General features: G+C 69.1%; 17 protein-coding genes and 1 pseudogene. 12 read left to right on the top strand and 6 right to left on the bottom strand.

Annotated elements, in window-relative coordinates; all coding sequences use genetic code 11:
* Positions 1-36: 36 nt before the first annotated feature.
* Positions 37-1347, bottom strand: coding sequence for an exopolysaccharide biosynthesis glycosyltransferase EpsH (gene epsH, locus K8612_RS25795; RefSeq protein ID WP_223764250.1), 1311 nt, complete (start codon positions 1345-1347; stop codon positions 37-39).
* Positions 1348-1403: 56 nt separating this feature from the next.
* Between epsH and wzy the strand changes: the two genes are divergently transcribed.
* The 3 genes from wzy to K8612_RS25780 all read left to right on the top strand — a co-directional run bounded on the left by wzy (position 1404) and on the right by K8612_RS25780 (position 5057).
* The gene (gene wzy, locus K8612_RS25790; protein ID WP_223764249.1) at positions 1404-2969 is read left to right on the top strand and encodes an exopolysaccharide repeat unit polymerase; all 1566 of its coding nucleotides are present in this window, start codon (positions 1404-1406) and stop codon (positions 2967-2969) included.
* Between the two features lie 124 nt (positions 2970-3093).
* A complete protein-coding gene (locus K8612_RS25785) occupies positions 3094-4356 on the top strand; it encodes an AAA family ATPase (protein ID WP_223764248.1) in 1263 nt (420 codons plus the stop codon).
* A complete protein-coding gene (locus K8612_RS25780; RefSeq protein ID WP_223764247.1) occupies positions 4353-5057 on the top strand; it encodes a hypothetical protein in 705 nt (234 codons plus the stop codon). Before K8612_RS25785 ends, K8612_RS25780 begins: the two co-directional genes overlap by 4 nt.
* A 34-nt stretch (positions 5058-5091) precedes the next feature.
* Here the strand turns inward: K8612_RS25780 and K8612_RS25775 are convergent, their stop codons facing one another.
* Together K8612_RS25775 and K8612_RS25770 are read right to left on the bottom strand one after the other, a co-directional pair.
* Positions 5092-5541 carry a hypothetical protein gene (locus K8612_RS25775; protein WP_223764246.1) on the bottom strand — a complete coding sequence of 150 codons (450 nt, stop codon included), beginning with the start codon at positions 5539-5541 and terminating at the stop codon, positions 5092-5094.
* A complete protein-coding gene (locus K8612_RS25770) occupies positions 5542-6702 on the bottom strand; it encodes a cation diffusion facilitator family transporter (protein ID WP_223764245.1) in 1161 nt (386 codons plus the stop codon).
* Positions 6703-6864: 162 nt separating this feature from the next.
* Here K8612_RS25770 and K8612_RS25765 point away from each other — a divergent pair, with 162 nt between their 5' ends.
* Positions 6865-8511 (top strand): mechanosensitive ion channel domain-containing protein, encoded by a 1647-nt coding sequence (locus K8612_RS25765; protein WP_223764244.1) that lies wholly within the window; start codon positions 6865-6867, stop codon positions 8509-8511.
* A gap of 50 nt (positions 8512-8561) precedes the next feature.
* On the opposite strand, the gene K8612_RS25760 is transcribed toward K8612_RS25765, so the two are convergent.
* Together K8612_RS25760 and K8612_RS25755 are read right to left on the bottom strand one after the other, a co-directional pair.
* Complete coding sequence (locus K8612_RS25760; RefSeq protein WP_223764243.1) at positions 8562-10115, bottom strand: DUF6119 family protein; 1554 nt, start codon at positions 10113-10115, stop codon at positions 8562-8564.
* Between the two features lie 108 nt (positions 10116-10223).
* Complete coding sequence (locus K8612_RS25755) at positions 10224-10775, bottom strand: RNA polymerase sigma factor (RefSeq protein ID WP_223764242.1); 552 nt, start codon at positions 10773-10775, stop codon at positions 10224-10226.
* Between the two features lie 393 nt (positions 10776-11168).
* Between K8612_RS25755 and K8612_RS25750 the strand changes: the two genes are divergently transcribed.
* Positions 11169-11861 (top strand): DUF6445 family protein, encoded by a 693-nt coding sequence (locus tag K8612_RS25750; RefSeq protein ID WP_223764241.1) that lies wholly within the window; start codon positions 11169-11171, stop codon positions 11859-11861.
* A 3-nt stretch (positions 11862-11864) separates the two neighbouring features.
* Here K8612_RS25750 and epsE read toward each other — a convergent pair whose 3' ends face one another.
* Positions 11865-13079: an exopolysaccharide biosynthesis GT4 family glycosyltransferase EpsE gene (gene epsE / locus K8612_RS25745; RefSeq protein ID WP_223764240.1), complete on the bottom strand. Its 1215-nt coding sequence runs from the start codon at positions 13077-13079 to the stop codon at positions 11865-11867.
* Between the two features lie 161 nt (positions 13080-13240).
* Between epsE and K8612_RS25740 the strand changes: the two genes are divergently transcribed.
* From K8612_RS25740 to K8612_RS25710, 7 genes and pseudogenes are all read left to right on the top strand, one after another.
* Positions 13241-13762, top strand: coding sequence for a hypothetical protein (locus K8612_RS25740; protein WP_223743335.1), 522 nt, complete (start codon positions 13241-13243; stop codon positions 13760-13762).
* Positions 13759-14796 (top strand): exopolysaccharide biosynthesis glycosyltransferase EpsD, encoded by a 1038-nt coding sequence (gene epsD / locus K8612_RS25735; RefSeq protein ID WP_223764239.1) that lies wholly within the window; start codon positions 13759-13761, stop codon positions 14794-14796. Before K8612_RS25740 ends, epsD begins: the two co-directional genes overlap by 4 nt.
* 5 nt (positions 14797-14801) lie before the next feature.
* The gene (epsC, locus tag K8612_RS25730; RefSeq protein ID WP_014400828.1) at positions 14802-15338 is read left to right on the top strand and encodes a serine O-acetyltransferase EpsC; all 537 of its coding nucleotides are present in this window, start codon (positions 14802-14804) and stop codon (positions 15336-15338) included.
* Positions 15339-15399: 61 nt separating this feature from the next.
* Positions 15400-17538 (top strand): GH44 family glycoside hydrolase EpsB, encoded by a 2139-nt coding sequence (gene epsB, locus K8612_RS25725; protein ID WP_223764238.1) that lies wholly within the window; start codon positions 15400-15402, stop codon positions 17536-17538.
* Positions 17539-17548: 10 nt separating this feature from the next.
* Complete coding sequence (epsA, locus tag K8612_RS25720; protein WP_223743339.1) at positions 17549-18349, top strand: exopolysaccharide biosynthesis glycosyltransferase EpsA; 801 nt, start codon at positions 17549-17551, stop codon at positions 18347-18349.
* Between the two features lie 240 nt (positions 18350-18589).
* A complete protein-coding gene (locus K8612_RS25715) occupies positions 18590-21388 on the top strand; it encodes an Ig-like domain-containing protein (protein ID WP_223764237.1) in 2799 nt (932 codons plus the stop codon).
* Positions 21389-21466: 78 nt separating this feature from the next.
* Positions 21467-21766, top strand: a pseudogene (locus K8612_RS25710) (hypothetical protein); the annotation flags it as partial.

The raw sequence follows: 21766 nt of genomic DNA, 5'->3' as shown, positions 1-21766 counted from the left end.
CGCCCACCTGCGCACGACAGCCACTTCCCGCGGACCTCAGTCCGCCAGCGGCATGCCGAAGTCCGGCTGGCCGCGCTCGCCGGACACCCAGCGATACACCTCCAGCACCTGCTCCGCCTTCGCCTTCCACGTGAAGTGCTTGAAGATGCGCGCCCGCGCGCGCTCGCCCATGGGGCCGATGACGGACGGATCCGCGACCAGCTTCTCCAGGACGCCTCGCACGCGCTCGACGATCTCCTGCGGGCTGCCCATGGGGATGGCGAAGCCCGTGGTCGGACTGACGATTTCACCCGGACCGCCGTAGTCCATCACGATGGGCACCAGCCCCAGCGCCATCGCCTCCGCCACCACCGCGCCGCCGAACTCGCGCACGCTCGGGAAGCCGAAGATGTGGTTCTTCGACAGGCGGCCCTGCAGCTCCTGGTGCTTCACCCAGCCCGCGAACGTCACGCCCTTCTCCAGGCCGCCCCTGGCCACCTGCGCGCGCAGGTTCTGCATCTCCGCGCCGTCGCCGATGAGCTCCACCTGCACCTTGCCCTCGCGCACCAGCGGCGCCGCCGCGTCGATGAGCATCGCCATGCCCTTGTACGGCACGAAGCGCCCCACGAACGCCACCCGCAGCGGCTCCCCCGGCTTCGGCGGCTCCGCCTTCGCGGACCCGAAGCGCCGCACGTCGATGGCGTTCTCCGGGATGTAGACCACCTTGTCCTGGTACTCCCGCGACAACTGCGCCCGCGTCGCCCGCGAGCCCATCATCAGCGCCGCCGCGTTCTTCCGCGTCGACTGGTAGAAGGGCATCAGCTTGTAGACGTCCCGGATGTAGCTCAGCCACTCGCGCTCGCGCAGGCGCGCGTCCCCGAAGCCCTTGGGCCACGGCAGGCCGCCGTTCATGGGGCCCATGATGAAGGGCACCCCCGCGTCCGCGCACCGCGCCGCCAGCGTGCTGGGCGTCGTGGGGCTGATGGGCGTGTAGCGGTGCACCACGTCGAACTCCTTCGCGCGGATGCGGTCCCCGAAGCGCCGCCAGAGCAGCTCCTCGAAGTAGTAGTACGGCAGCACGCTCAGCGCCGTGGCCGTCGTCCAGCCCACGCCCGCCTTGCCGCGCAGCACCTCGCCCACCTTCTCCAGCGGGCGCTCCACGGGCGTGGAGTCCAGGGCCGTGAAGTCCCGGCCCTCCACCAGCCCCTGCTTGAGGATGTTCTCGCGGTTGCGGACCTGGGTGACCAGGTGCACGTCCGCCACCTCGGAGAGCGCCCTGGCCAGGGACCAGCCCTCCAGGGGGACGCTCACCCAGTCTGGGTTGCACAGCTCAGCAATCAGGAGGACGCGGGGTCGGGTGCCAGCCATACGCCTTCCGCATCTATCCCAACCCGGGCCCGGGATATAGCCTCCCCCTCGCTCGAATGGCCTTCAAACCCTCGCTCGCCGCCTGGCTCCAGTACATCGTCATGGTCGTGGGCCTGGGCGCCGTCACCCTGGGGGCGGCCGCCGTGGGTAACGGGGACCCCATCGTCACCCTGGCGCCCGTGCTGGCCGTCACCGTGGTGTGGGTCATCCTGAAGGTGCCGCTGCGCTACCTGACGCTCACGGTGCTCTACCTGGTGCTGGCGGTGGACTACACCCCCGAGCGGCCCCAGTCGATGTTCTGGCCCTCCCCGCTGTTCCCCCTGGGGAAGCTGCTCTTCACGCAGATGCATGAGCTGGTGGGCATTGGCGCCCTGCGCTTCCCGCTCATCGACGGGCTCATCGTGGGGTCCATCGCGCTGGGCATCTACCGGCGGGCCACGAAGTCGACGATTGATCCGCCGGTGGTGCCCATCCCCCGGCCGCTGGTGGTGGTGCTGACGCTGTCGTTCTTCTCCATCATGTGGATGGAGGTGTGGGGCATCGCGCGGGGCGGGGACATCAAGAACTCGCTCTGGCAGTGGCACCAGGCGGCGGTGCTCCCGCTGGTGGGGATGATGTACCACTACAGCCTGCGAGGGCCGGAGGACTGGCCGGTGGTGGCGAAGACCATCATCGCGGCGGCGCTGACCAAGTCGGCGGTGAGCACGTACTTCGCGCTGGTCATCATCCCGTCCCAGCACCTGGAGGTGGAGTACACGACCTGCCACTCGGACTCGATGACGTTCATCTTCGCCATCACCGTGTGCATCGCGCGGTGGCTGGAGCGGCCCAAGTCGGGCCACGCCATCCGGGGCCTGCTCATCATCCTCCTGGTGTTCATCGGGATGTTCTTCAACGACCGCCGGCTCGCGTACGTGAGCCTCGTGGGCGGTCTGGCGGCGGCGTACCTGTTCAACCCGTGGACGCCGCTGAAGAAGCTCGTCACGCGGGGGCTCATCGCGTGCTCGCCGCTGCTGGTCGTGTACGTCCTGGTGGGGTGGAACTCCAGCAGCGGCGCGTTCAAGCCGGTGCAGACCTTCAAGTCCATCATCGAGGGGCAGCACGCCGAAGGAGAGCTGGACTACCGCGACATCGAGAACCTCAACCTCATCGCGACGTGGAACACGAACCCCGTGTTCGGCACGGGCTACGGGCACGAGTTCCTGGAGCCCTACCCGCTGCCCAACATCGCGTTCGTGTTCCCCACGTACCGCTTCCATCCGCACAACTCGCTGCTGGGCCTGTTGGCCTTCGGCGGGTGGTTCGGGTTCACGGGCGTGTGGATGTACCTGGTGGTGACGGTGTACCTGGCGGCGCGCGCGTACCACCGGGCGTACTCGGCGGAGCATCGAACCGCGTGCCTGGTCATCGTGGGCGTGGTGGCGTCCTACCTGAACCAGGTGTTCGGAGACATGGGCATCATCTCGTACATCTGCACGTTCCAGGTGGCGGTGTGCTCCATCCTCGCGGGCAAGCTGGCCATGGTCACCGGCGCGTGGCCGTGGCCGCAGCGGGAGAAGGTGCTGGGCCTGACGCGCGCGGCACCGGAAGAGGCGCCGCCCTCGGGAGCGACGGCGGCCTGAACGGCTTTCGGCGGGCCCGCGTCCTGGAGTGATAAGGACGACCAGGGACGAGACCGACGTTTGTCACGTCTTTCGACCTGACCTATACCCGCGCCCAGGACGGGGCCCCGTACCCGGAGAAGACATGCTCAAACGGCTGGAACTCCATCATGTCGGACCGGCCTCCCAGCTCGAATTCGAGCTGGCCCCACGACTGAACCTCCTTACGGGTGACAACGGGCTGGGGAAGACCTTCATCCTGGACGTGGCCTGGTGGGCCTTGACCCAGACCTGGGCGGGCTATCCCGCGTCGCCTCACCGCGGGGAGCACCTCACTCCGACCATCTCTTTCCGCCTCAAGAATGATCAAGGCGCCTTCGACTCCACCAGCGCATACGACTTCAGCAGCCAGTTCTGGAGCCCTCCCCAGAAAGCCTCGAAGAACTCCAGCCTTGTCATCTATGCCCGCATCGACGGTTCCTTCTCGGTCTGGGACCCGCTGAGGAACAGCCAGCGGCCGCACTCAACCTGGCCCGGCACGCCACCTCCACAGAGCGCGTATCATTTCGCGCCCCAGCAGGTCTGGGATGGACTGGAGCCGGATGGGAAGGTGCTCTGCAATGGCCTGGTTCGTGACTGGGCCACCTGGCAGGGGCGGAACGACGTGCCCTTCCATCATCTGCTACGGGCCCTGGAGGTGCTGTCGCCCTCCGAGCGAGAACGGTTGGCTCCCGGAGAGCTGACCCGGATCAGCCTGGAAGACGTTCGCGATATGCCGACGCTTCGGACCTCCTATGGACAGGAGGTTCCAGTGGTTCATGCCTCTGCGGGAGTCAAACGCATCATCGCCCTGGCATATCTCCTGGTCTGGTCGTGGCAGGAGCATGTCCAGGCGAACCGTCTGCTCCACCAGGGCGTGACGCGGCAGATCATCTTCCTCATCGATGAGCTCGAATCCCACCTACATCCCCGCTGGCAGCGGACCATCCTTCGCTCGATCCTGGGCGTCATGGGCGCGCTGACCCGCGAAAAGGTCGCGGTCCAGGTGCTCTCGGTGACTCACTCACCGCTGCTGCTCGCCTCGTTGGAACCGCTGTTCGACCCCGCGAAGGATGCTCTCTGGAACCTGGATCTGGAGGACCAGTCGGTGGTCCTGAAGAAGGAGCCCTGGCGGCGCCGGGGTGACGCGAACTCGTGGCTCACCTCGGACGTGTTCGACCTGACGGAGCCCCGCTCTTTGGAGGCGGAGGAGGCCCTCCAGCAGGCCAGGGCCCTCATGAGCCGCAAGGGCGTCACACACGAGGAGTTCAACGAAGTCCGTCAGAAGCTCCGGGCCAGTCTTTCGGACGTGGATCCGTTCTGGCTGCACTGGGGCTTCTGGGCGCAGGAGGCGGGACTCCAGAAATGATCCGGGTCGAGAAACAACCCGAACCGCGACCGCCCGGCTTCGACTTCGACAACCGGGTGCGCCAGCCGGGGCTTAGCGCACTGGCCGAACTTACTGGCCAATCTCCAACGGTCACGCGCCCAGGGCCACGCATTCAACAACGGGCATCCCGGGTCGAGGACCTGACGCACGACGATCTGCGCGACTACCCCTATTGGACGCGGGCGCTCGATGCCATGCACGATGCCTATCGAGGCATCTGCGCCTATTCGTGCTTCTACATGGAGCCCCTCTGCGGGCCCACGGTCGACCACTTCGTCGCCCTTTCACGCACGGGGGCGCCGCAGGCCTACGAGTGGGACAACTACCGGCTGGCGTGCTCGCTGATGAATGCGGCCAAGAACCAGTTCCCGGATGTACTCGACCCCTTCTTCATCCAGGACGGCTGGTTCACGCTCAATCTGGCCACCTTCCAGGTCGAAGCGGCGGAAGGCCTTGAGGAGCCGTTGAAGCAACAGGTGGATGCCACCATCACCCGCTTGGGGCTCGCCTCAAGGGATGTCAGCAACACCCATCGCACCTGGTTCGAGGCCTACTGGAGGCCCCAAGTACCTTCTCAGCCGCTCCCGCTGTGGTTCCTTGAAAGGCGAGCCCCATTCCTGGTCCGAGAGATGCGTCGCCAGGGGCGTATCCGGCCTGAAGATGCCGCGATCCTCCGGTGACGAGCCTGTTCTCCACGGTCAGGCGACCAGGGAGTCAGCGCTGGATGCCGAGGATGCGCCACTGGCGCGTGTCGATGGCGTACGTGGCGCTCGCGTCCGTCACGGGCCCTTCGGAGTTGCAGGCATCCTGCCGGGGCACGAAGCGCACGAACATCACGCCCTCCGGGCCGGGCGACGTCCACACGTCGAAGGAGTCCCGCCGGTAGAGGCACAGCTCGTCCGCGGTCGCGCCCTTGTGTGGCTTGAGGTCCAGCGGTCGGAAGTCATCCATCGCCAACTGCGTCGCCACCGCCACCAGGGCGGGCGTCTGCGCGCGCCCGTCCGCGGGCAGATCCAACGGGAACTGGAAGCGGGCCATCTCCGCGTCGGAGGCGCGCGGCGGGCGGATGGGCCGCCCGAAGAGGACGCAGCCGCAGAGGGGCAACGCCAGCAGCGCCACGAGCCCGCGTTTCACGAACAGCCCTGACGACCCCTGGCGCCCCATCTATTCCTCCACGGGAGTGATGAAGCCCGTGTCCTCTTGAGGAAGCAAGCCAGACTTGCCCTGTCGAATTGGACGTTCAGGGTCCAATGGCTTAGCTGACCCCAGCGGTCCTCCCAGGCTCACCCGGGCGCGGAGCTCCGCGGCCTCGGCGGCGGCGGCGGTCAGGTGCTCCAGCTCCAGGTCGATGTGCTTCGCCTGCGGGATGGCGCGGCGGACCTCCGCTTCGATGGCGTCGATCTCCTCGCTCAGCGTGCGGATGAGGTGCCGGGCCGCGTCCGTCAACGCGCGCTCCCGCTCCGCTCCCACCGGGGGCAGCCCCTGCGCGGGCAGGGCCTCCGCCAGCCGGGCCGCCACGAAGCTCTCGCTGAAGCGCAGCTCCGCCTTGAACTGGTAGGACTCCGGCGTGAGCTGCCGCGTCTTCACGTCGTGCAGGTCCGCCAGGCTTGCGCGCGCGCGCAGCAGGTCCTCGAAGCGCTGCTCCACGTCCGAGGGCACCGACCGGCCCAGCAACAGCTCCCGGTTCTCCACCATCAGGTACAGCGCGATGAGCCCCAGCAACACCCCCACCGTGAGCGACGCCAGCGCGTCCCACACCGGGTTGCCCGTCACGTGCGCCAGCCCGATGCCCGCCGTCGCCAGCACCAGGCCCAGCACCGCCGCGCCGTCCTCCAACAGGATGGCCACCGACGCCGGGTCGGCCTTCGTCCGCACGAAGCGGAAGAAGGGCTCGCCCGCCGCCTGCGTCAGCAGCCCCCGCACCGCGAACAACAACACGCCGCCCTCGATGAGGAACGACAACCCCAGCACCGCGAACGTCACCGGCCCCGTCTCCGCCACGTGCGGGTGCAGCAGCGACTGGATGCCGTGGTAGACCGTCACGCCGCAGCCCACGAAGAAGATGCCGGACGCGGACAGGATGCCGAAGATGAAGCGCTCGCCTCCGTAGCCGTACGGGTGCGAGTCGTCCTCCACGCGCGCCGCCCGCTTCAACCCCAGGAACAACAACACCTGGTTGCCCGTATCCGCCGCCGAGTGGATCGCCTCCGACAACATCGCCCCCGACCCCGACAGGAAGAAGGCGATGAACTTGATGAGCGTGACCAACACATTGCCGGACAGCGCGGCGATGACGGCCTTGAGCGACGAAGCAGGAGCAGACATGGAGGTGCGAAACCTACCATGACGCCATGACGCGACAGGGCCGTCGCCCTCCCGCCCGTCCGCACCGCGTCCGGGCCTTGGCCGTCCGCGTCATCCCCGCTGGACAGCCCCCGCCCGGGGTGATTGTTTGTTCTCAAATTACATACAAATCAGGAGAGTGCCGTGCGCCGTTTCGTGCCGCTGTGGGTGTTGCTGCTGTTGGGGCCGGTGGGGGCCTTCGCGTTGAACGCGGGGCTGCCTCCGCCTCCGCCGGAGGTGGACCGGAGCACGCCCACGGCGACGGCGGCGGGGTTCCTGGACGCGGCGCATGCCCGGGACGGGTTGCGGGCGCCGCACTACCTGGACCTGTCGCGGCTGCCTCCGGAGACGCAGGCGGAGGAGGGGCTGAAGCTGGCGCGGCGGCTGGTGGTGGTGATGGACCGGACGCTGTGGCTGGACTTCGCGCGCATCGGCAGGGAGCCGGCGGGCCCCGGGGAGCGCGCGCGCCGCGAGGTGCTGGGCCAGGTGGCCACGTCGCGAGGCCCCCAGGACATCGTGCTGGAGCGGGTGGACGCGGAAGGGGGCCCGGTGTGGGTCTTCAGCGCGGACACGGTGGGCGCCATCGACACGCTGTTCCAGGAGCACGGGTCGCCGCTGCTGGAGATGCTGCCGCCGGTGTTCTTCACGCGCCCGCTGTGGGTGCTGGAGACGTGGCAGTGGCTGGGGTTGGGGGTCGTGCTCGTGGGGGCGTGGGCGATGGGGCGGCTGGTGGAGGCGGTGGCGCTGCGGGTGGGTGCCCGGGCCGCGGGGCTGACGAAGTCCGGCTGGGATGACGAGCTGCTGGCCGCGGGCAAGGGGAGCATCCGCTTCGTGCTGGCGGGCATGCTGGCGGCGGCGGGGGCGCGCTTCCTCAAGCTGCCTCCGCCCGCGCAGGAGACGGTGGACCTGGCGGCGCGCTCGGTGATCATCGTGGCGGTGGCGCTGTTCGTGCTGCGCTTCCTCACCCGGGCCGCGCGCTTCCTGGAGGACAAGGTCGCGAAGTCGCCGGAGGGCACGGACGTGGCGCGGGTGCGCGGGCTGCGCACGCAGTTGGCCATCCTGCGGCGCGTGGTGGAGGTGGCGGTGGTGCTGGTGGCCGCGTCGCTGTTGCTCCTCCAGTTCGAGGCGGTGCGCAACGTGGGCGTGTCGCTGCTGGCGTCCGCGGGCATCGCGGGTCTGGCCATTGGCCTGGCCGCGCAGAAGTCGCTGTCCACGCTGTTCGCGGGCATCCAGTTGTCCATCACGCAGCCCATGCGCATTGGCGACACGGTCATCATCGAGAACGAGTGGGGGTGGATCGAGGAGATCACCCTCACCTACGTCGTGGTGAAGGTGTGGGACCTGCGCCGGCTGGTCATCCCCATCACGCAGTTCCTGGAGAAGCCGTTCCAGAACTGGAGCAAGGTGTCGCCGGAGATATTGGGCACGGCGGAGCTGTACGTGGACTTCCGCACGGACGTGCCGGCGGTGCGCGCGGAGCTCAAGCGCATCCTGGAGCAGGAGTCCAAGGGGCTGTGGGACGGAAAGGTGCAGGGGCTCCAGGTGACGGACCTGAGCGAGCGCACCATGAAGCTGCGCGCCCTGGTGAGCGCGGCGGACTCCGGCAAGGCCTTCGACCTGCGCTGCCTGGTGCGAGAGAAGCTGGTGGCCTACCTCCAGGCCCAGCCGCACGGACTGCCGCTGCTGCGCGCGGAGGCCACGCCCCTGCCCTTCCCGGAGGAGAAGGCCGCGGGACCGGCGCTGCTGGCCGCGCATGCGGGCAACAAGGCCCGGGTGGAACCGCAGCGCTGAATTGAAGTTTGGAGCAGGCGCACGCTCCCGCGGCCCAGGAGCGTGTGTCCCTACCGTTCAATCCGGCATAGCGCGACGTCGAAGCCCGCGAGACGAACGGTCTTCACGTGCTCCAGCAGATTGACGACGCTGAAGAAGAAGAGTGTGTCCGCAAGCGCCCCCTGCTTCCGGGTCGCGATGGCATAGACAACGCGCGGCGAGCCCTTCATCCCGTCGAAGTCCTTCGCGCTCCCGTAGTGGTCATGGAAGAACTTCCGGACCTTGTCCGCATGCGCGGGCACTGAGCGGAACAGGCGCGCGGACACGCTGCCCTGGCCGAACAGGTGGCTCAGCGTGGCGGAGTCCTTCATGCTCTTCACATGGATGAAGTCCCTGTTGGGGCTCAGCAGGTCGCAGACCTCCATCTTCCCTGTGTGGCCATCCGGGTAGAAGGGCTTCGCGTCCAGCACCAGCCAGTTCTTCGTCTTGCCCACGTGCTTGTTGTACGCCCCCTCCTTCTTGAAGGTCTGGCTCCACTTCGGGAGCTGCAACTTCGCCGTGACGTCAGCGATTTGTCGCACGCGCTCACGCACCTTCGAGATGTAGTCCGTGTCGACGCGGAACCATTGTCCCAGGGACAGCACATAGGTCGCGTGGGCGTGCTCCACCTGGGCCACCAGGTACCGGTGGAGGTTGTCGTTCGACGTCAGGACCTCCCCATCGTCGTTCAAGCCCCGCACACGGATCTTCTGGGGATCCCGCTGGATTTCGGGATGAGCCTCCAGGAAGTCGTAGACCCCTTCGATGTCCAGGTCCTCGAACTCCTGGGACTGATGCCCCTGCGACAGCCGCCACCGGGTGATGCGCTCGTCCGGCATCTCCGGGAACGCCACGGCGAGTTCCTCGTGCGAGCGGTCCTTCAAGAGCCCCACCAGGTGCTCTTCCAGTACGGGGATGAGCGGGTTCCGCGCCTTGAGCGGCCGAAGGTAGTCGATGAAGCCGAAGTGCTTCTTGTACTGCGTCTTCCGGTACTGCGTGAGGAACGTCTGGCAGTGCGCCCCCAGTTCCTCGACCGTGCACTTCATGGACAGCTTGAGGGAGTCCGCCCCTACCATCTTCTTCGTCAGCGCGGTGGAAAGCGGGCGGCCGCTGACCTTCTGGAGCCAATCCAGCTCCGTGCTGATGTCGAACTCGCCCACGTTCCGCCCCGCGTTGAGGTGCGTCCGGCGCTGACGGCTCACCCGGTCCACCCGGCGGGTGTCCACCATGTCCAGCGCGTCGGGGTCCACTTCGTTGAGGACCACTTTGAGCCCGAAGTCCGGCTCAATGAGCTTCCGATCGATGGCCCCCAGCCCGAATCCGAACGTGAGCGCGAAGACGCGCCCGTCCACCTGGAGGAACATCACAAAAGCGTTGGACTGGTTCTTCAACCGGAGGTCTTCCAGGTCGAAGGCCGTCCCCAGCCAGGGCATCCATTTGGGCGGAGTCGACCTGCTGGCCTGGACCCACGCGACACAGGGGAACGGGAGCGCCTCGTTGGGCTTCAGTTCACGATACCCCTCTTTGCGCTGAAGCTGGCCGAGTTCAGAGACGACGTCGCGAAGCAGGTAGACCGTCAGATTCATGGGGAGCCCTACCGGTGATCCTCGAAGTGAGGAACACCGACTCAACCCAGGGTCTGGCTCGCGAACCATGCCCCTGAAGAGGGACCCGTCATCCCCCTTTCGAGGGACTCAGTGCCACGTCCCCACGGAGGAGAGCCGGCGCTCCTCCGCGATGGGCTGGAGCCGCTCGCGCAGTTGTTCGCGCACCTGGTGCAGCCACCAGCCCACCGTGCCCGTGGAGCGGCCCACCTGGGCGCCGATGCTCACGTAGGAGCGCCCCTGCGCTCGCAGGTGGAAGACCTCCCGCTGCTGCGGCGGGAGGCGCGCCACCGCTTCGCGCAGGTCCTTCTCCTGGATGAACGTCCAGAGCTCGCCGGCCTCCACCTCCTCGGGGTCGTCCGCCAGCACCGTCACCCAGCCCGCGTTCACCGCCTTGCGCTGCTCCGCGCGGTGGTGGCGCAAGAGGCTGATGGCCCGCGTGTTGATGACCCGCCCCGTCCACGCCCGGAAGGCCTCCGGCCCCTGGAGGTGCAGCCGCTCCTTCCACGCCTCGTCCAGCGCGTGCTGCACCAGGTCCTCCGCGTCCGCCGCGTTCCCCAGGATGCGCTGGGCGTGCTTCAAGAGCCCTGAGCGGAACTGGATGACCAGCGCCGCGAACGTCTGCATCTCTTTGTCAGCCATGGAAGTGCCCCCCCGAGCCCTGTTTCCGTGCAGGGCCATCATGACCAAGCCAGCCAAGCCGGACAGAGCAAACTATCCATGAATTACCCAGAGTGTCTGGAAATCCCATCCCACCCGGCGATTTCCACCTCCAACGTCCCGAATGCATCCACTGTCTGTCTTTCGGGTGTCCATCCAGGGCAGGTGCGCCTGGGTTTCCGACAGAAGCACACCGGGGTGATCAGCAGTCGTCATCCCCGGCGAAGGCGCACGACGAAGGCCCTCCGGGGTGATTGACCCCGGGGCAAAACGCCCCGGTGTGGCGAGTCCCCCGGTGGGATGGGGCAGAACGCCCCGGCCCGTTGTGTGAAACACCGGTGAAGACACGGCAGGGTTCTTGCTGACACGCCCTCCATGCTCGACACACGGCGCCCGGAGTCGGCCGTCCGCGACGTGCTCCCCTACCGGAAGCCGAAGCTGGGACGGGACTACTGGATCAAGGACAACGCCCTGCCCAACGCGCTGGAGGTCTACGAGCGCAACCTGGCCCGCGAGGACTGGACCCTGGGCGCCCCGTGGAAGCCCGAAATCTGGCCCGGCATCCGCGCGCCCCACGCGCTCACCCCCGCGGAGCTGGCCCCCATCGAGCAATGGATCTGCGCACAGACCGGCGTGCGCGCCCTCAAGCAGGAGGCCCCGGCGCAGGGCTCGCTGTCCCACAACCACGTGCAGCTCGTGGGGGAGAAGGAGTCCACCGCGAAGCCGCACGTGGACTCGCTGGCGCTGTGCGACTTCGCGGGCGTCATCTACCTGCACCCCAAGCCGCCCGTGAAGCACGTGGGCACGTCCTTCTACCGGCTGCGCATGCCCGGCGGCGGCCTGGGCGGCAACACCTGCCCTCCCGGCTGCGTCAACCTCACCCAGGCCTTCGGCGTGACGAAGCTGCCCGCCAACGCGTGGACCCAGGACGTGGAGGTGGAGAACGTCTTCAACCGCCTCATCGTCTACCGGGCCGACTTCGTGCACTCGGCGACCGCGTACTTCGGACAGGGCGACAAGCGCAGCAAGCGCGCCACCGCCCTGTTCTTCTGGAAGGCCGTGCGCTGACGGCTACGCGAGCATCCGCGCCAGCATGTCCGCGCTGCGCTCGCTGCTGAACTGCTCCTCCACCTTGCGGCGGCCGGCCTCGCCCAGCCGCACCGCCTCGGCGGGGTCGCGCGCCAGCTTCTCCAGCTTCTCCGCCAGCACCGCGGGGGCCTGCGGCGGCACCAGCACGCCGTCCACGCCGTCGTCCACCAGCTCCTTCACGCCGCCCGCGCCCGTCACCACCACCGGCGCGCGCATGGCCATGGCCTCCATGATGGCCACGCCCAGCGGCTCCTGGAGGCTCGCCAGCGCGAACAGGTGCGAGCGCTGGATGCCGTCCTTCACCACGTCCTCGCTCACCGCGCCCAGGAGCGTCACCGCGTCCGTGAGGCCGTCCTGCGCGAGCTTCGCCTCCAGCACCTTGCGGTACGTGGTGCCGCCCGCCTCGTCCTCGCCCGCGATGGACAGCCGCGCGTCGATGCCCTTCTTGCGCAGCATCCCCACCGCGTCGATGAGGTCCGCGTGCCCCTTGCACGGGTTCAGCCGGCCGCACGCGAACAGCCGCAGGGGCCCCTCCCCGGACCACGGCTCGTAGGGCACCGTGCGCTGGAAGCGCGACAGCTCCACGCCCATGGGCGCCAGCTCGATGCGCTCCGGCAGGCTCCCCGCCAGCTCCTGGCGCACTTCGGCCAGCAGCTTCTTCGTGATGACGAAGGCGAACTTCGCGTGCCGCCACTTCTCCCGCTGGTTCGGCCCGTAGTCGTCCAGCGGCCCGTGCAGCGTCATGCTGTACGTGAGCCCGGACAACAGGTGCGCGAACATGGCCACGTGCGCCGCGTTGGCGCAGGAGTGCACGTGCACGTGCGTCCAGCCGCGCTCGCGCGCCAGCGACGCCAGCCGGCCGCCCATCACCGCGAACGCCACCAACTGCGCGCGGCCCTTCGCGTCCAGGCCCTCCGCCCGGGCGATGGAGGCCAGCACCCGCGCCCAGCCCGTGGGCAGGGCCCGGGCAATCTCCAGCGCGGCCCGCAGCACGCCCAGCGGAGGCGGCGGCGCCAGGTACTCCGTGCGCGACATGGCCTCGCGCGCCCAACTGTGGCTGATGATGCGCGCGGGCGGCGGACGGGTGGACACCAGCTCCGGCGACACGCCCTTCCCCTGCAGCGCCTGCAGCTCGCGCCAGAAGAAGATGTGGGTCTGTCCGGGGAACTCGGGAATCAGGTAGCCGATCTTCTGCACCCCTCTTCCATAACACGCCGCGTCCCCCAGGCTCCCCGTGCCCGGGCCGCGTCCAGAGGGGGTCAGCCGTGACAGCAGACCGGTGGCGCGCTCCTTCGCCTGCCCGCCCGCCCGGGTCGTTGGGTCATGACGCCTCATTGCGTTATACCGTCCGCGCTCCCATGTCCGCCGATTCGAGCCCCCCGTCACCCGCCGAGGAGACCCCGCCCGCCAGCGCCGTGCCCTCGCCGGAGCTGTCGCGGCTGTGGTTCGCGCTGGACCGCCGCGCCTGGAGCTACCTGGTCGTCGTCCCCGCCCACCCCGGCGCCCCCGCGCAGGACGCGGGCCAGGCCCTGATGGAGGCCGGCGCGCCCTACCCGGAGCCGCCCCTGCGCCTGGTGGACGCCACCGGCATCGAGCCCGCCGGCGCCCCGCGCATGGTCCAGGAGGTGCGCCGCCGCGTGGAGCAGGGCGAGCGGGTCATCGTGGTCATCGACTCGCTCGTCACCCACCCCGCGAGCCTCCCGCTGGCCCTGGCCGCGGACACCGCCCTGCTGGTCGTCACCCTGGGCGAGACGGACTTCGGCTCCGCGCAAAAGACCCTCAAGCTGGTGGGCGAGGACCGCTTCGCCGGCAGCGTCACCTTCCCGCGTCCCACGAAGAAGCAGAAGCGCGCCGACGCGGCCAAGAAGAAGAAGCCATGAGCCCTTCCGACTCCCCCGCTGCCCCGGCCCCCCGGCTCAGCGTCGTCATCGCCACGTACAACCGGCTGCCCCTCATCACCCGCCTGCTCCAGCAGTTGGCCGGCCAGACGCTGCCGCCCGAGGACTTCGAGGTGGTGGTGGTGGACGACGGCTCCGCCTCCGACGTGAAGGGCCCGCTGTCCGCGCTCAAGCTGCCCTACACCCTGCGCGTGGAGGTGCAGCAGAACGCGGGCGCCGCCGCCGCGCGGCACCGGGGCGTGCTGGCCGCGCGGGCCCCCACGGTGCTCGTCACGGATGACGACATGCAGGTGGCCTCCGACTTCCTCGCGCGCCACCTGGCCCACCACCCGCCCGGCTCGCGCAACGTGGTGCTGGGCCGCATCCGGCCGGACCCCGAAATCGGGGAGATGCCCCTCTTCGAGCGCTGGTACGCGCACCTCAACAACCGCATGGCCGAGGAGCTGTCCGTCCCCGGCGTGAAGGCGCGCGGCAACCACCTCTACACGGGCAACGTGTCCTTCCCCCGCGCGGACTACGTGAGCGTGGGCGGCTTCGACAAGACGCTGGGCCAGTCGGAGGACGTGGAGTTGGGCGTGCGGCTGGAGAAGGCCGGCTGCGCGTTCCTCTTCGCGCCGGACGCGTACGTGCTGCACGGCAGCGACCACGTCAGCTTCGAGAAGTGGATCCGCCGCGCCCACCGCTACGGCATGTTCGACACCCACGTCTCCGTGAAGCACCCGGACGTGAAGGGCGTGAACCCCTGGCGCCTCTTCTTCGAGACCAACCTGCTGTCCCGCCCGCTGCTCGCCTCGGCGGTGGTGGCGCCGGAGGCGTCGCGCAAGCTGACGGAGGCCGTGGTGAAGGCCTCCACCGTGGCGGACAAGCTGGGGCTCACGGGCGCCGCGTTCGCGGGCACGTCCGTGGCGTACGGCATGGAGTACCTGCGCGGTGCCCGCACGGAGGCCGGCGGCTGGGTGGGCGTCGCCAAGGGGCTCGCTCGCTACCTGCAGGGCCGGGGAAATCCCCAAGGATGAAAGCCATGTTCGGAGCCCTCATCTCGGACGCGTTGGAGATGGCCAAGGCGGCCACCGGGACGTCGGACGCGAAGTCCATCGCCAAGGTGGTGCTGACCAGCGACTCGTACCGCATCACCGCGCTCAACCGCGCGCGGGAGGCGGCGCTGGCCTTCCACATCCCGCTGGTGAACCACGTGCTGCGCGTGGCCCAGACGGCGGTGATGGGCATTGAAATCGGCAAGGACGTGACGCTGGGCAAGGGCGTGTACTTCGTGCACAGCCTGGGCGTCGTCATCGGCGGGGACGCGCGCATCGGCGACCGCGTGCGCTTCTACGGCAACAACACCGTGGGCACCGCCAAGGACAACGGCTACCCCACCATCGAGGACGACGTCTGGATTGGCGCGGGCGCCCGCATCCTGGGGCCCGTGCGCATCGGCGCCCGGTCTCGCATTGGCGCGAACGCCGTGGTGCTCCAGGACGTGCCGCCGGACAGCGTCGCGGTGGGCATCCCCGCGCGCATCTTCCCGCGCAAGGACCTGGACGAGGTCCCGCTGTAGCCGCTGTCGCTTGCTGATCCGCTGTGCCGGGTTCGTTCCGGGGGATGCGTTGAGGAAGGTCATGGCAGAGACGAAGCACGGCCGGTGGAAGCGGACCGTCATCCTCACCTGCGCGGTGCTGGGCGGCGGCGCGGGCGTGGCGATGGCGCAGCAAGGCGCCTCGAAGGACGCCGTGCCCGCCGCGCAGCCCGCCGCCACGGACGTGGTGGCCGTGTACGACGGGGGCCTCCAGGCCGGATGGAAGGACATCGGCTGGGCGCCTCGCGAGCTGCCCCGGGGCGCGCCCGCGCGCCTGCGGATGTTCAACTACGGCGGGTGGATCCTCTACCGGCCCAAGCTCCAGGGCGCGTACGGCGCGCTGAGCTTCCGCTTCACCGCGCCGGAGTCCTACGGCGAGTTCCTGGACGTGCGCCTGGACGCGCCCGGCGCCGCCACGTTCCCGCACGTGCGCATCAGCCCGGAGTTCATCGTCAAGAAGGACCGCGAGTGGGCGGAGGTCGTCGTGCCCATGGAGGTCCTCAACCCGCGCAGTGAGCCCTTCGACCGCCTGGTGCTGCGCGCGTCGAAGGAGGTGGGCCGGGACTGGGTCCTCTTCGACAAGGTGGCCCTGGTGCCGCTGTCTCCGGACGTGGCCGCCGCGCGCGCCGCGGGCGGTGGACGCATGGGCCGGGGTGACGGCCGCGAGTCGAAGATGGTCATCGACTGCACCGCGCCGTCCAGGCCCATCAGCCCGCTCATCTACGGCATCGCGCTGGACGGCAACAAGGAGACCACGGACACGCACCAGTGGAAGCTGGGCGCCACCATCCGCCGCTGGGGCGGCAACCCCACTTCCCGCTACAACTGGAAGCTGGGCCGCGCGTGGAACACCGGCAACGACTGGTACTTCCGCAACGTGCAGCTCGGCTTCGGCGCGGATGACTTCCTGGAGTCCAACCGGAAGAACAACGTCCAGTCCGCGCTCACGCTGCCGCTCATCGGCTGGGTGGCCAAGGACACGTCCTCCGTGGGCTTCCCGGTGTCCTCCTTCGGCCCGCAGCAGGCCCAGGACGACACGGAGCCCGCGGGCGGCAACGGCGTGCGCCGCGACGGCACGCCCCTGGTCCCCGGCGCGCCCACCACCACCAGCGTGCAGGCCCCGCCGGAGTTCATCGCCGAGTGGGTGAAGTCGCTCAAGGCCGCCAGGCGCGGCGTGAACATGTACATCCTGGACAACGAGCCCGCCCTCTGGAGCTCCACGCACCGGGACGTGCACCCCGAGCCGCTCACCTACGACGAGCTGCTCAAGCGCACCATCGAGTACGGCACCGCCGTGCGGAAGGCGGATCCGGAAGCCGTCATCGCCGGTCCCGCCGAGTGGGGCTGGACGAACTACTTCTGGTCCGCCGCGGACTTCGCCCCCGGCCGCCCGCCGTACACGGACCGCCGCGCGCACGGCGACGTGCCGCTGCTGGCCTGGTACCTGCGCGAGCTGCGCGACCACGAGAAGAAGACCGGCGTGCGCCTGCTGGACGTGGTGGACGTGCACTTCTACCCGCAGTCCAACGTGGGCCTGGGCCTGGAGGGCGCCACCGACCCGGAGACCAACGCGCGGCGGATCCGCTCCACCCGCGCGCTGTGGGACCCGACGTACAAGGACGAGTCGTGGATCTCCGAGCCCATCCAGTTGATTCCACGCGTGAAGCAGTGGATTTCGGAGAACTACCCCGGCCGGGGCATGTCCATTGGCGAGTACAACTTCGGCGCCATGAAGCACATGAGCGGGGGACTCGCGCAGGCGGAGGCCCTGGGCCGCTTCGGGCAGCAGGGGCTCACGTCCGCGTTCTTCTGGCAGTACCCCGCGGAGAACAGCCCCACGTTCTGGGCGTTCCGCGCGTACCGCGACTTCGACGGGCGCGGTGGCCGCTTCCAGGACAACGCCCTGTCCACCACCGCGGCGGAGGGCACCAGCCTCTTCGCGTCCCGCGACGCGTCCGGCAAGAAGCTCACCGCCGTGCTGCTCAACTTCGACCCCGAGCAGGCCGCCCAGGCCCAGGTGGAGTTCAAGGGCTGCGGCTCGCTCAACACCGTGCGCGTCATGGGGTACTCGGGCGCGCCGGGCGGTTTCACCGAACAGGCCACCGGCACCAAGGCCGAGCAGACCCTGTCGCAGCGCCTTCCCCCCTACTCCATCACCGTGCTGGACCTCACGGTGAAGTGAAGACGACGCCTTGACCACCGCACACGCCCCCGCCACCTCTCCCCGCCCGCGCCTGAACATCGGCCAGCTCACCATCGACCAGCTCACCTTCCCGGAGGCCGTCACGGCCATTGGCGAGCTGGTGGACGCGCACCAGGGCGGCTACGTCTTCACCGCCAACGTGGACCACGTCGTCCTCGCGGAGACGAACACGCGCTTCCGCGACGCGTACGCCAAGGCCACCATCTCCGTGGTGGACGGCATGCCCATCGTCTGGGCGTCGCGCATGCTGGACGTGTCCCTGCCGGAGCGCATCGCGGGCTCCGACCTCATCCTCCCGCTGGTGAAGCTGGGCGCCGAGCGCAAGTGGCGCATCTTCCTGCTGGGCGCGGGCCCCGGCGTCGCGGAGAAGGTGGGCAAGCAGTTCCAGGCGCAGTACCCCGGCATCGAGGTCGTGGGCTGGGACTCGCCCATGGTGAACCTGGACGCGGGCGACGCGCAGAACGACCCCATCGTCGCGCGCATCCGGGAGAAGGACCCGCACCTGCTCTTCGTCGCGCTGGGCAGCCCCAAGCAGGAGGTGTGGATTTCCCAGGTGGCCCAGAAGCTGGGGCCCACGGTGGCCATCGGCATCGGCGCGGGGTTCGACTTCATCGCCGGCACCGCCAAGCGCGCCCCGGAGTGGATCGCCAGGGCCGGCTTCGAGTGGCTCTACCGCCTCACCCACGAGCCCAAGCGCCTGTGGCGCCGGTACATCCTCAACGACTCCCAGTTCGGCGTGATTCTCCTGCGCGAGCTGTGGAAGCGCACCCGGGGTTCACAGGAAGGCTGAGTCTCAAAGGACTCGCCTGACTGGCTGCATGTCCTTGATTTCTAAGGCTCGGGTGCTTTTCCCCTCCCTGGACAGTTACAGCCAAACTTGAGTATTCTTGCCCCGCACGCCTTTCGCGGGGTGCACGGGCCATGGTGCCTGAGCCTCGCGTCCGGGTGTGCCCACCCGCAGGCCCCTGGACGTGCCCTCATGTCATCAGCCGTCTCCCGTTCGTCGCCCCGTTGGGCGGCGAGACTCCTCATGTTCGCGGCGGTGTTGTTGTCCGCCTTCAGCGTGCCGGCCGTCGCGGCCACCAACACGGAGGCCACGCAGAAGGCCATCCAGTTCCTGAGCGCGGACGTGGCCAACTGGACCACGTCGCAGAACTGCATCGCGTGCCACCGCCAGGGCGCGGCGGTGTTCGGCCTGTCGAGCGCCAAGGCCAATGGCTACAACATGGCGCAGGCCACCTCCAACGGCCGCACCATCCAGGGCAACCTGGACCTGCTGGGCGCGCGCATCAAGACGGACCAGAAGCCCGCGGGCAACTGGCTGCACGAGGGCACGCTGTACCCCAATGAGAAGACGAGCTGGGCGTCGTTCGGCCTGGCGGGCTTCGACCAGTACGTGTCCACGCAGTACAGCAGCGCGCTGGTGATGGCGGCCAACTGGGCCGTGAGCGTGCAGCAGGCCAGCGGCCGGTGGCCGGAGGACCACATCAACTTCCCGGTGGACCACGGCAGCGTGCCGCTGACGGCGCGCTTCCTGGTGACGCTGTCGCAGGCGAAGCAGCGCGTGGACCCGGCGAAGGCGGCGCAGTACCAGGCGGCCATCGACAAGGCGGCCGCGTACCTGCGCGCGAACCTCAACAACAACGACACGTCCGGCGCGGGCGACGGCATGCCGTACACGTTCCAGAAGTCGTGGGCCATCGTGGGCCTGAAGGCCGCGGGCCCGGGCCTGAACGACGTGAACGCCAACGCCATCCAGACGCTGGCCAACCAGCTCATCGCGATGCCGGCGGTGAGCGGCAAGGGCTGGGGCAACCTGCCCTCGGACGCGTCCAACGACTTCGCCACGGGCATTGGCGTGTACGCGCTGTGCCTCGCGGGCAAGGAGCCGGCGAGCAACGCGCGCCTGTTCAACGCGATTGAGTGGCTGAAGTCCCGCCAGGCGGCGGACGGGAGCTGGGGCTCGGGCACGGCGACGCCGGACATCCCGACGACGTTCGCGTCGCTGGGCCTGGCGTGCTTCGGCGACTTCAGCGTGGAGGTGTCCGTGGTGGGCGAGGACACGAAGATGTTCCCCATCTACGACCCGGCCGCGTCGGAGACGACCTACACGTTCAAGGTGAAGAACCACGGCTACCAGGCGGACACGTACACGCTGAGCGCCGCGGGCGGCCTGCCGGGCTGGACGGCCACGCTGAGCCGGCCCACGGTGTTCCTGGCCTCCGGCGCGGAGTCCACGGTGACGCTGACGGTGCGCGCTCCGGCGAACCTGCTGCCGTCGCTCCTGTCGGAGGTCACGGTGACGGCGGCCTCGGGTGGCGCGCCGGGCGTTTCGGCCTCCGCTCGCGCGAAGACGTATACGCCGCCGCCTCCTCCGGTGACGGGCCTGGCGACGACGACGGCCATCCTCACGCCGGCGGCGAACGCGAGCGTGACCATTGGCCAGGCGACGCTCCTGTCCGCGCGCGTGCGCAACGCGTCCACCAACGCGGTGGTGACGGGGCCGCTGAAGGGCGTGGTGACCTTCTTCGTGGCGGGCGTGGCGATTGGCGCGGATGACGACGCGGACGGCGACGGCGTGTTCTCCCTGCCGTGGAGCATCGCGACGGACTCGTGGACGGCCACGGGCGCGCAGGACTACCGCGCGGTGTACTCCGGCGTGACGCTGCAGCCGAACAGCCAGAACCTGCTAGGCAGCACGGCGGCGCAGACGCTGAACATCAACGCCTATCCGTTCACGCCGCCGGAGGTCATCATGGGCAACCAGCCCGCGTTCCTCCGCGAGACGACGCTGAACGCGTGGGGCTTCGTGAAGCCGGCCACCAACGGCGCGGTCATCACCTACGCGGCCTTCATCGTGAACGGCGGCGCCCCGGTGGTGGTGAACCCCGAGCTGAGCGGCGGTCTGGTCTACGTGCCGGTGGAGCTGGTGGAGGGGCCGAACATCATCCAGCTCACGGGCCGCGACAACCTGGGCGGTGTCACCACGAAGCAGATCAACCTGACGGTGGACCGCGTGCCGCCGGTCATCACCATCCAGTCGCCGGTGCAGGGCCAGGTGGTGGGGAGCCTGGTGGACGTCATCAGCCAGATTGACGAGCAGACGCCGACGCGCGTGGAGACGCAGTGGGTGAACACCACGCTGCTGGAGTTCGGCACCGGTTCGGTGACGCACCCGGTGAGCCTGCCGAACTTCGGCGAGCAGGGCATCCTGGTGCGCGCCACGGACTCGGCGAACAACGTGACGGAGGCGGTGGTGCACGTGTTCGTGGAGCCGGGCACGCCCACGGTGACGACGGACCCCGCGGACGGGGCCACGTTCGGGCCGCGCGCGAACCACTCGCTGCCGTATGTGATTCGCGTGTCGTCCGTGTCGGCCACGACGGTGAAGCTGGGCGCGCAGCAGTTCCAGTTGCCGCGCGGCGGCGGTGAAATCCAGACGTCGGTGACGCTGGCGTCGGGCGTGAACACGCTGACCATCGACGCGACGAACGAGGCCGGCCGCACGACGCGCGTGACGCGCACGGTGCGCTACGACACGCAGGCGCCCACGGCGACGCTGCTGACGCCGGCCCCGGGCAGCACGGTGGGCGGCGTGGTGACGCTGACGGCGCGGGTGACGGATGCGCTGAGCAGCATCAAGAACGTGGCGTTCACGCGGGACGGGTCGGGCATCCGCGCCGGCACGCTCCAGTCGAACGGCAACTGGACCGCGGAGCTGGACACGCGCGAGCTGCTGGATGGCACGCACACGGTGGACGTGTGGATGACGGACGCGGTGGACAACTTCGTCATCCAGAGCTTCAGCTTCACGGTGAAGAACAACTAGCCGTCTGTCATTGACGGCGGTGCCCCTGCGGGGCGGAGGGTCCTCCACGGGCCTTCCGCCCCGTTGTCTTTGAAGCGCATGCTGCACGGCATGCGTGCGCACAAGGCCGGCGTGTGGATGGTGTTGTTCGTGCTGCTCACGGGCTGCGCCAGCGGGCCCACGGTGCGGCTGCGCACGGAGCAGGGGACGCGGACGTACGCCCCGGTCACGTGGGACCGGAGGGTGCCGGTCAGTGCTCGGGAGTTCGAGGAGGCGCTGGCGCGGCTGTTATTGGAGGTCCCGCTGACGGTGCGGGCGCCGGAGGTGGTGCGCGCGGTGGCGAAGAAGGGGGCGCAGTTGGACCTGGGGTTCGGGTTCCTGCTGCGGGACGGGTACGGA

Origin of the sequence: Corallococcus sp. AS-1-6 (assembly GCF_020037015.1) — a bacterium.
GTDB lineage: Bacteria > Myxococcota > Myxococcia > Myxococcales > Myxococcaceae > Corallococcus.
The sequence above is the reverse complement of the archived record's forward strand: the minus strand, read 5'-3'. Positions and strand labels throughout refer to the sequence as shown.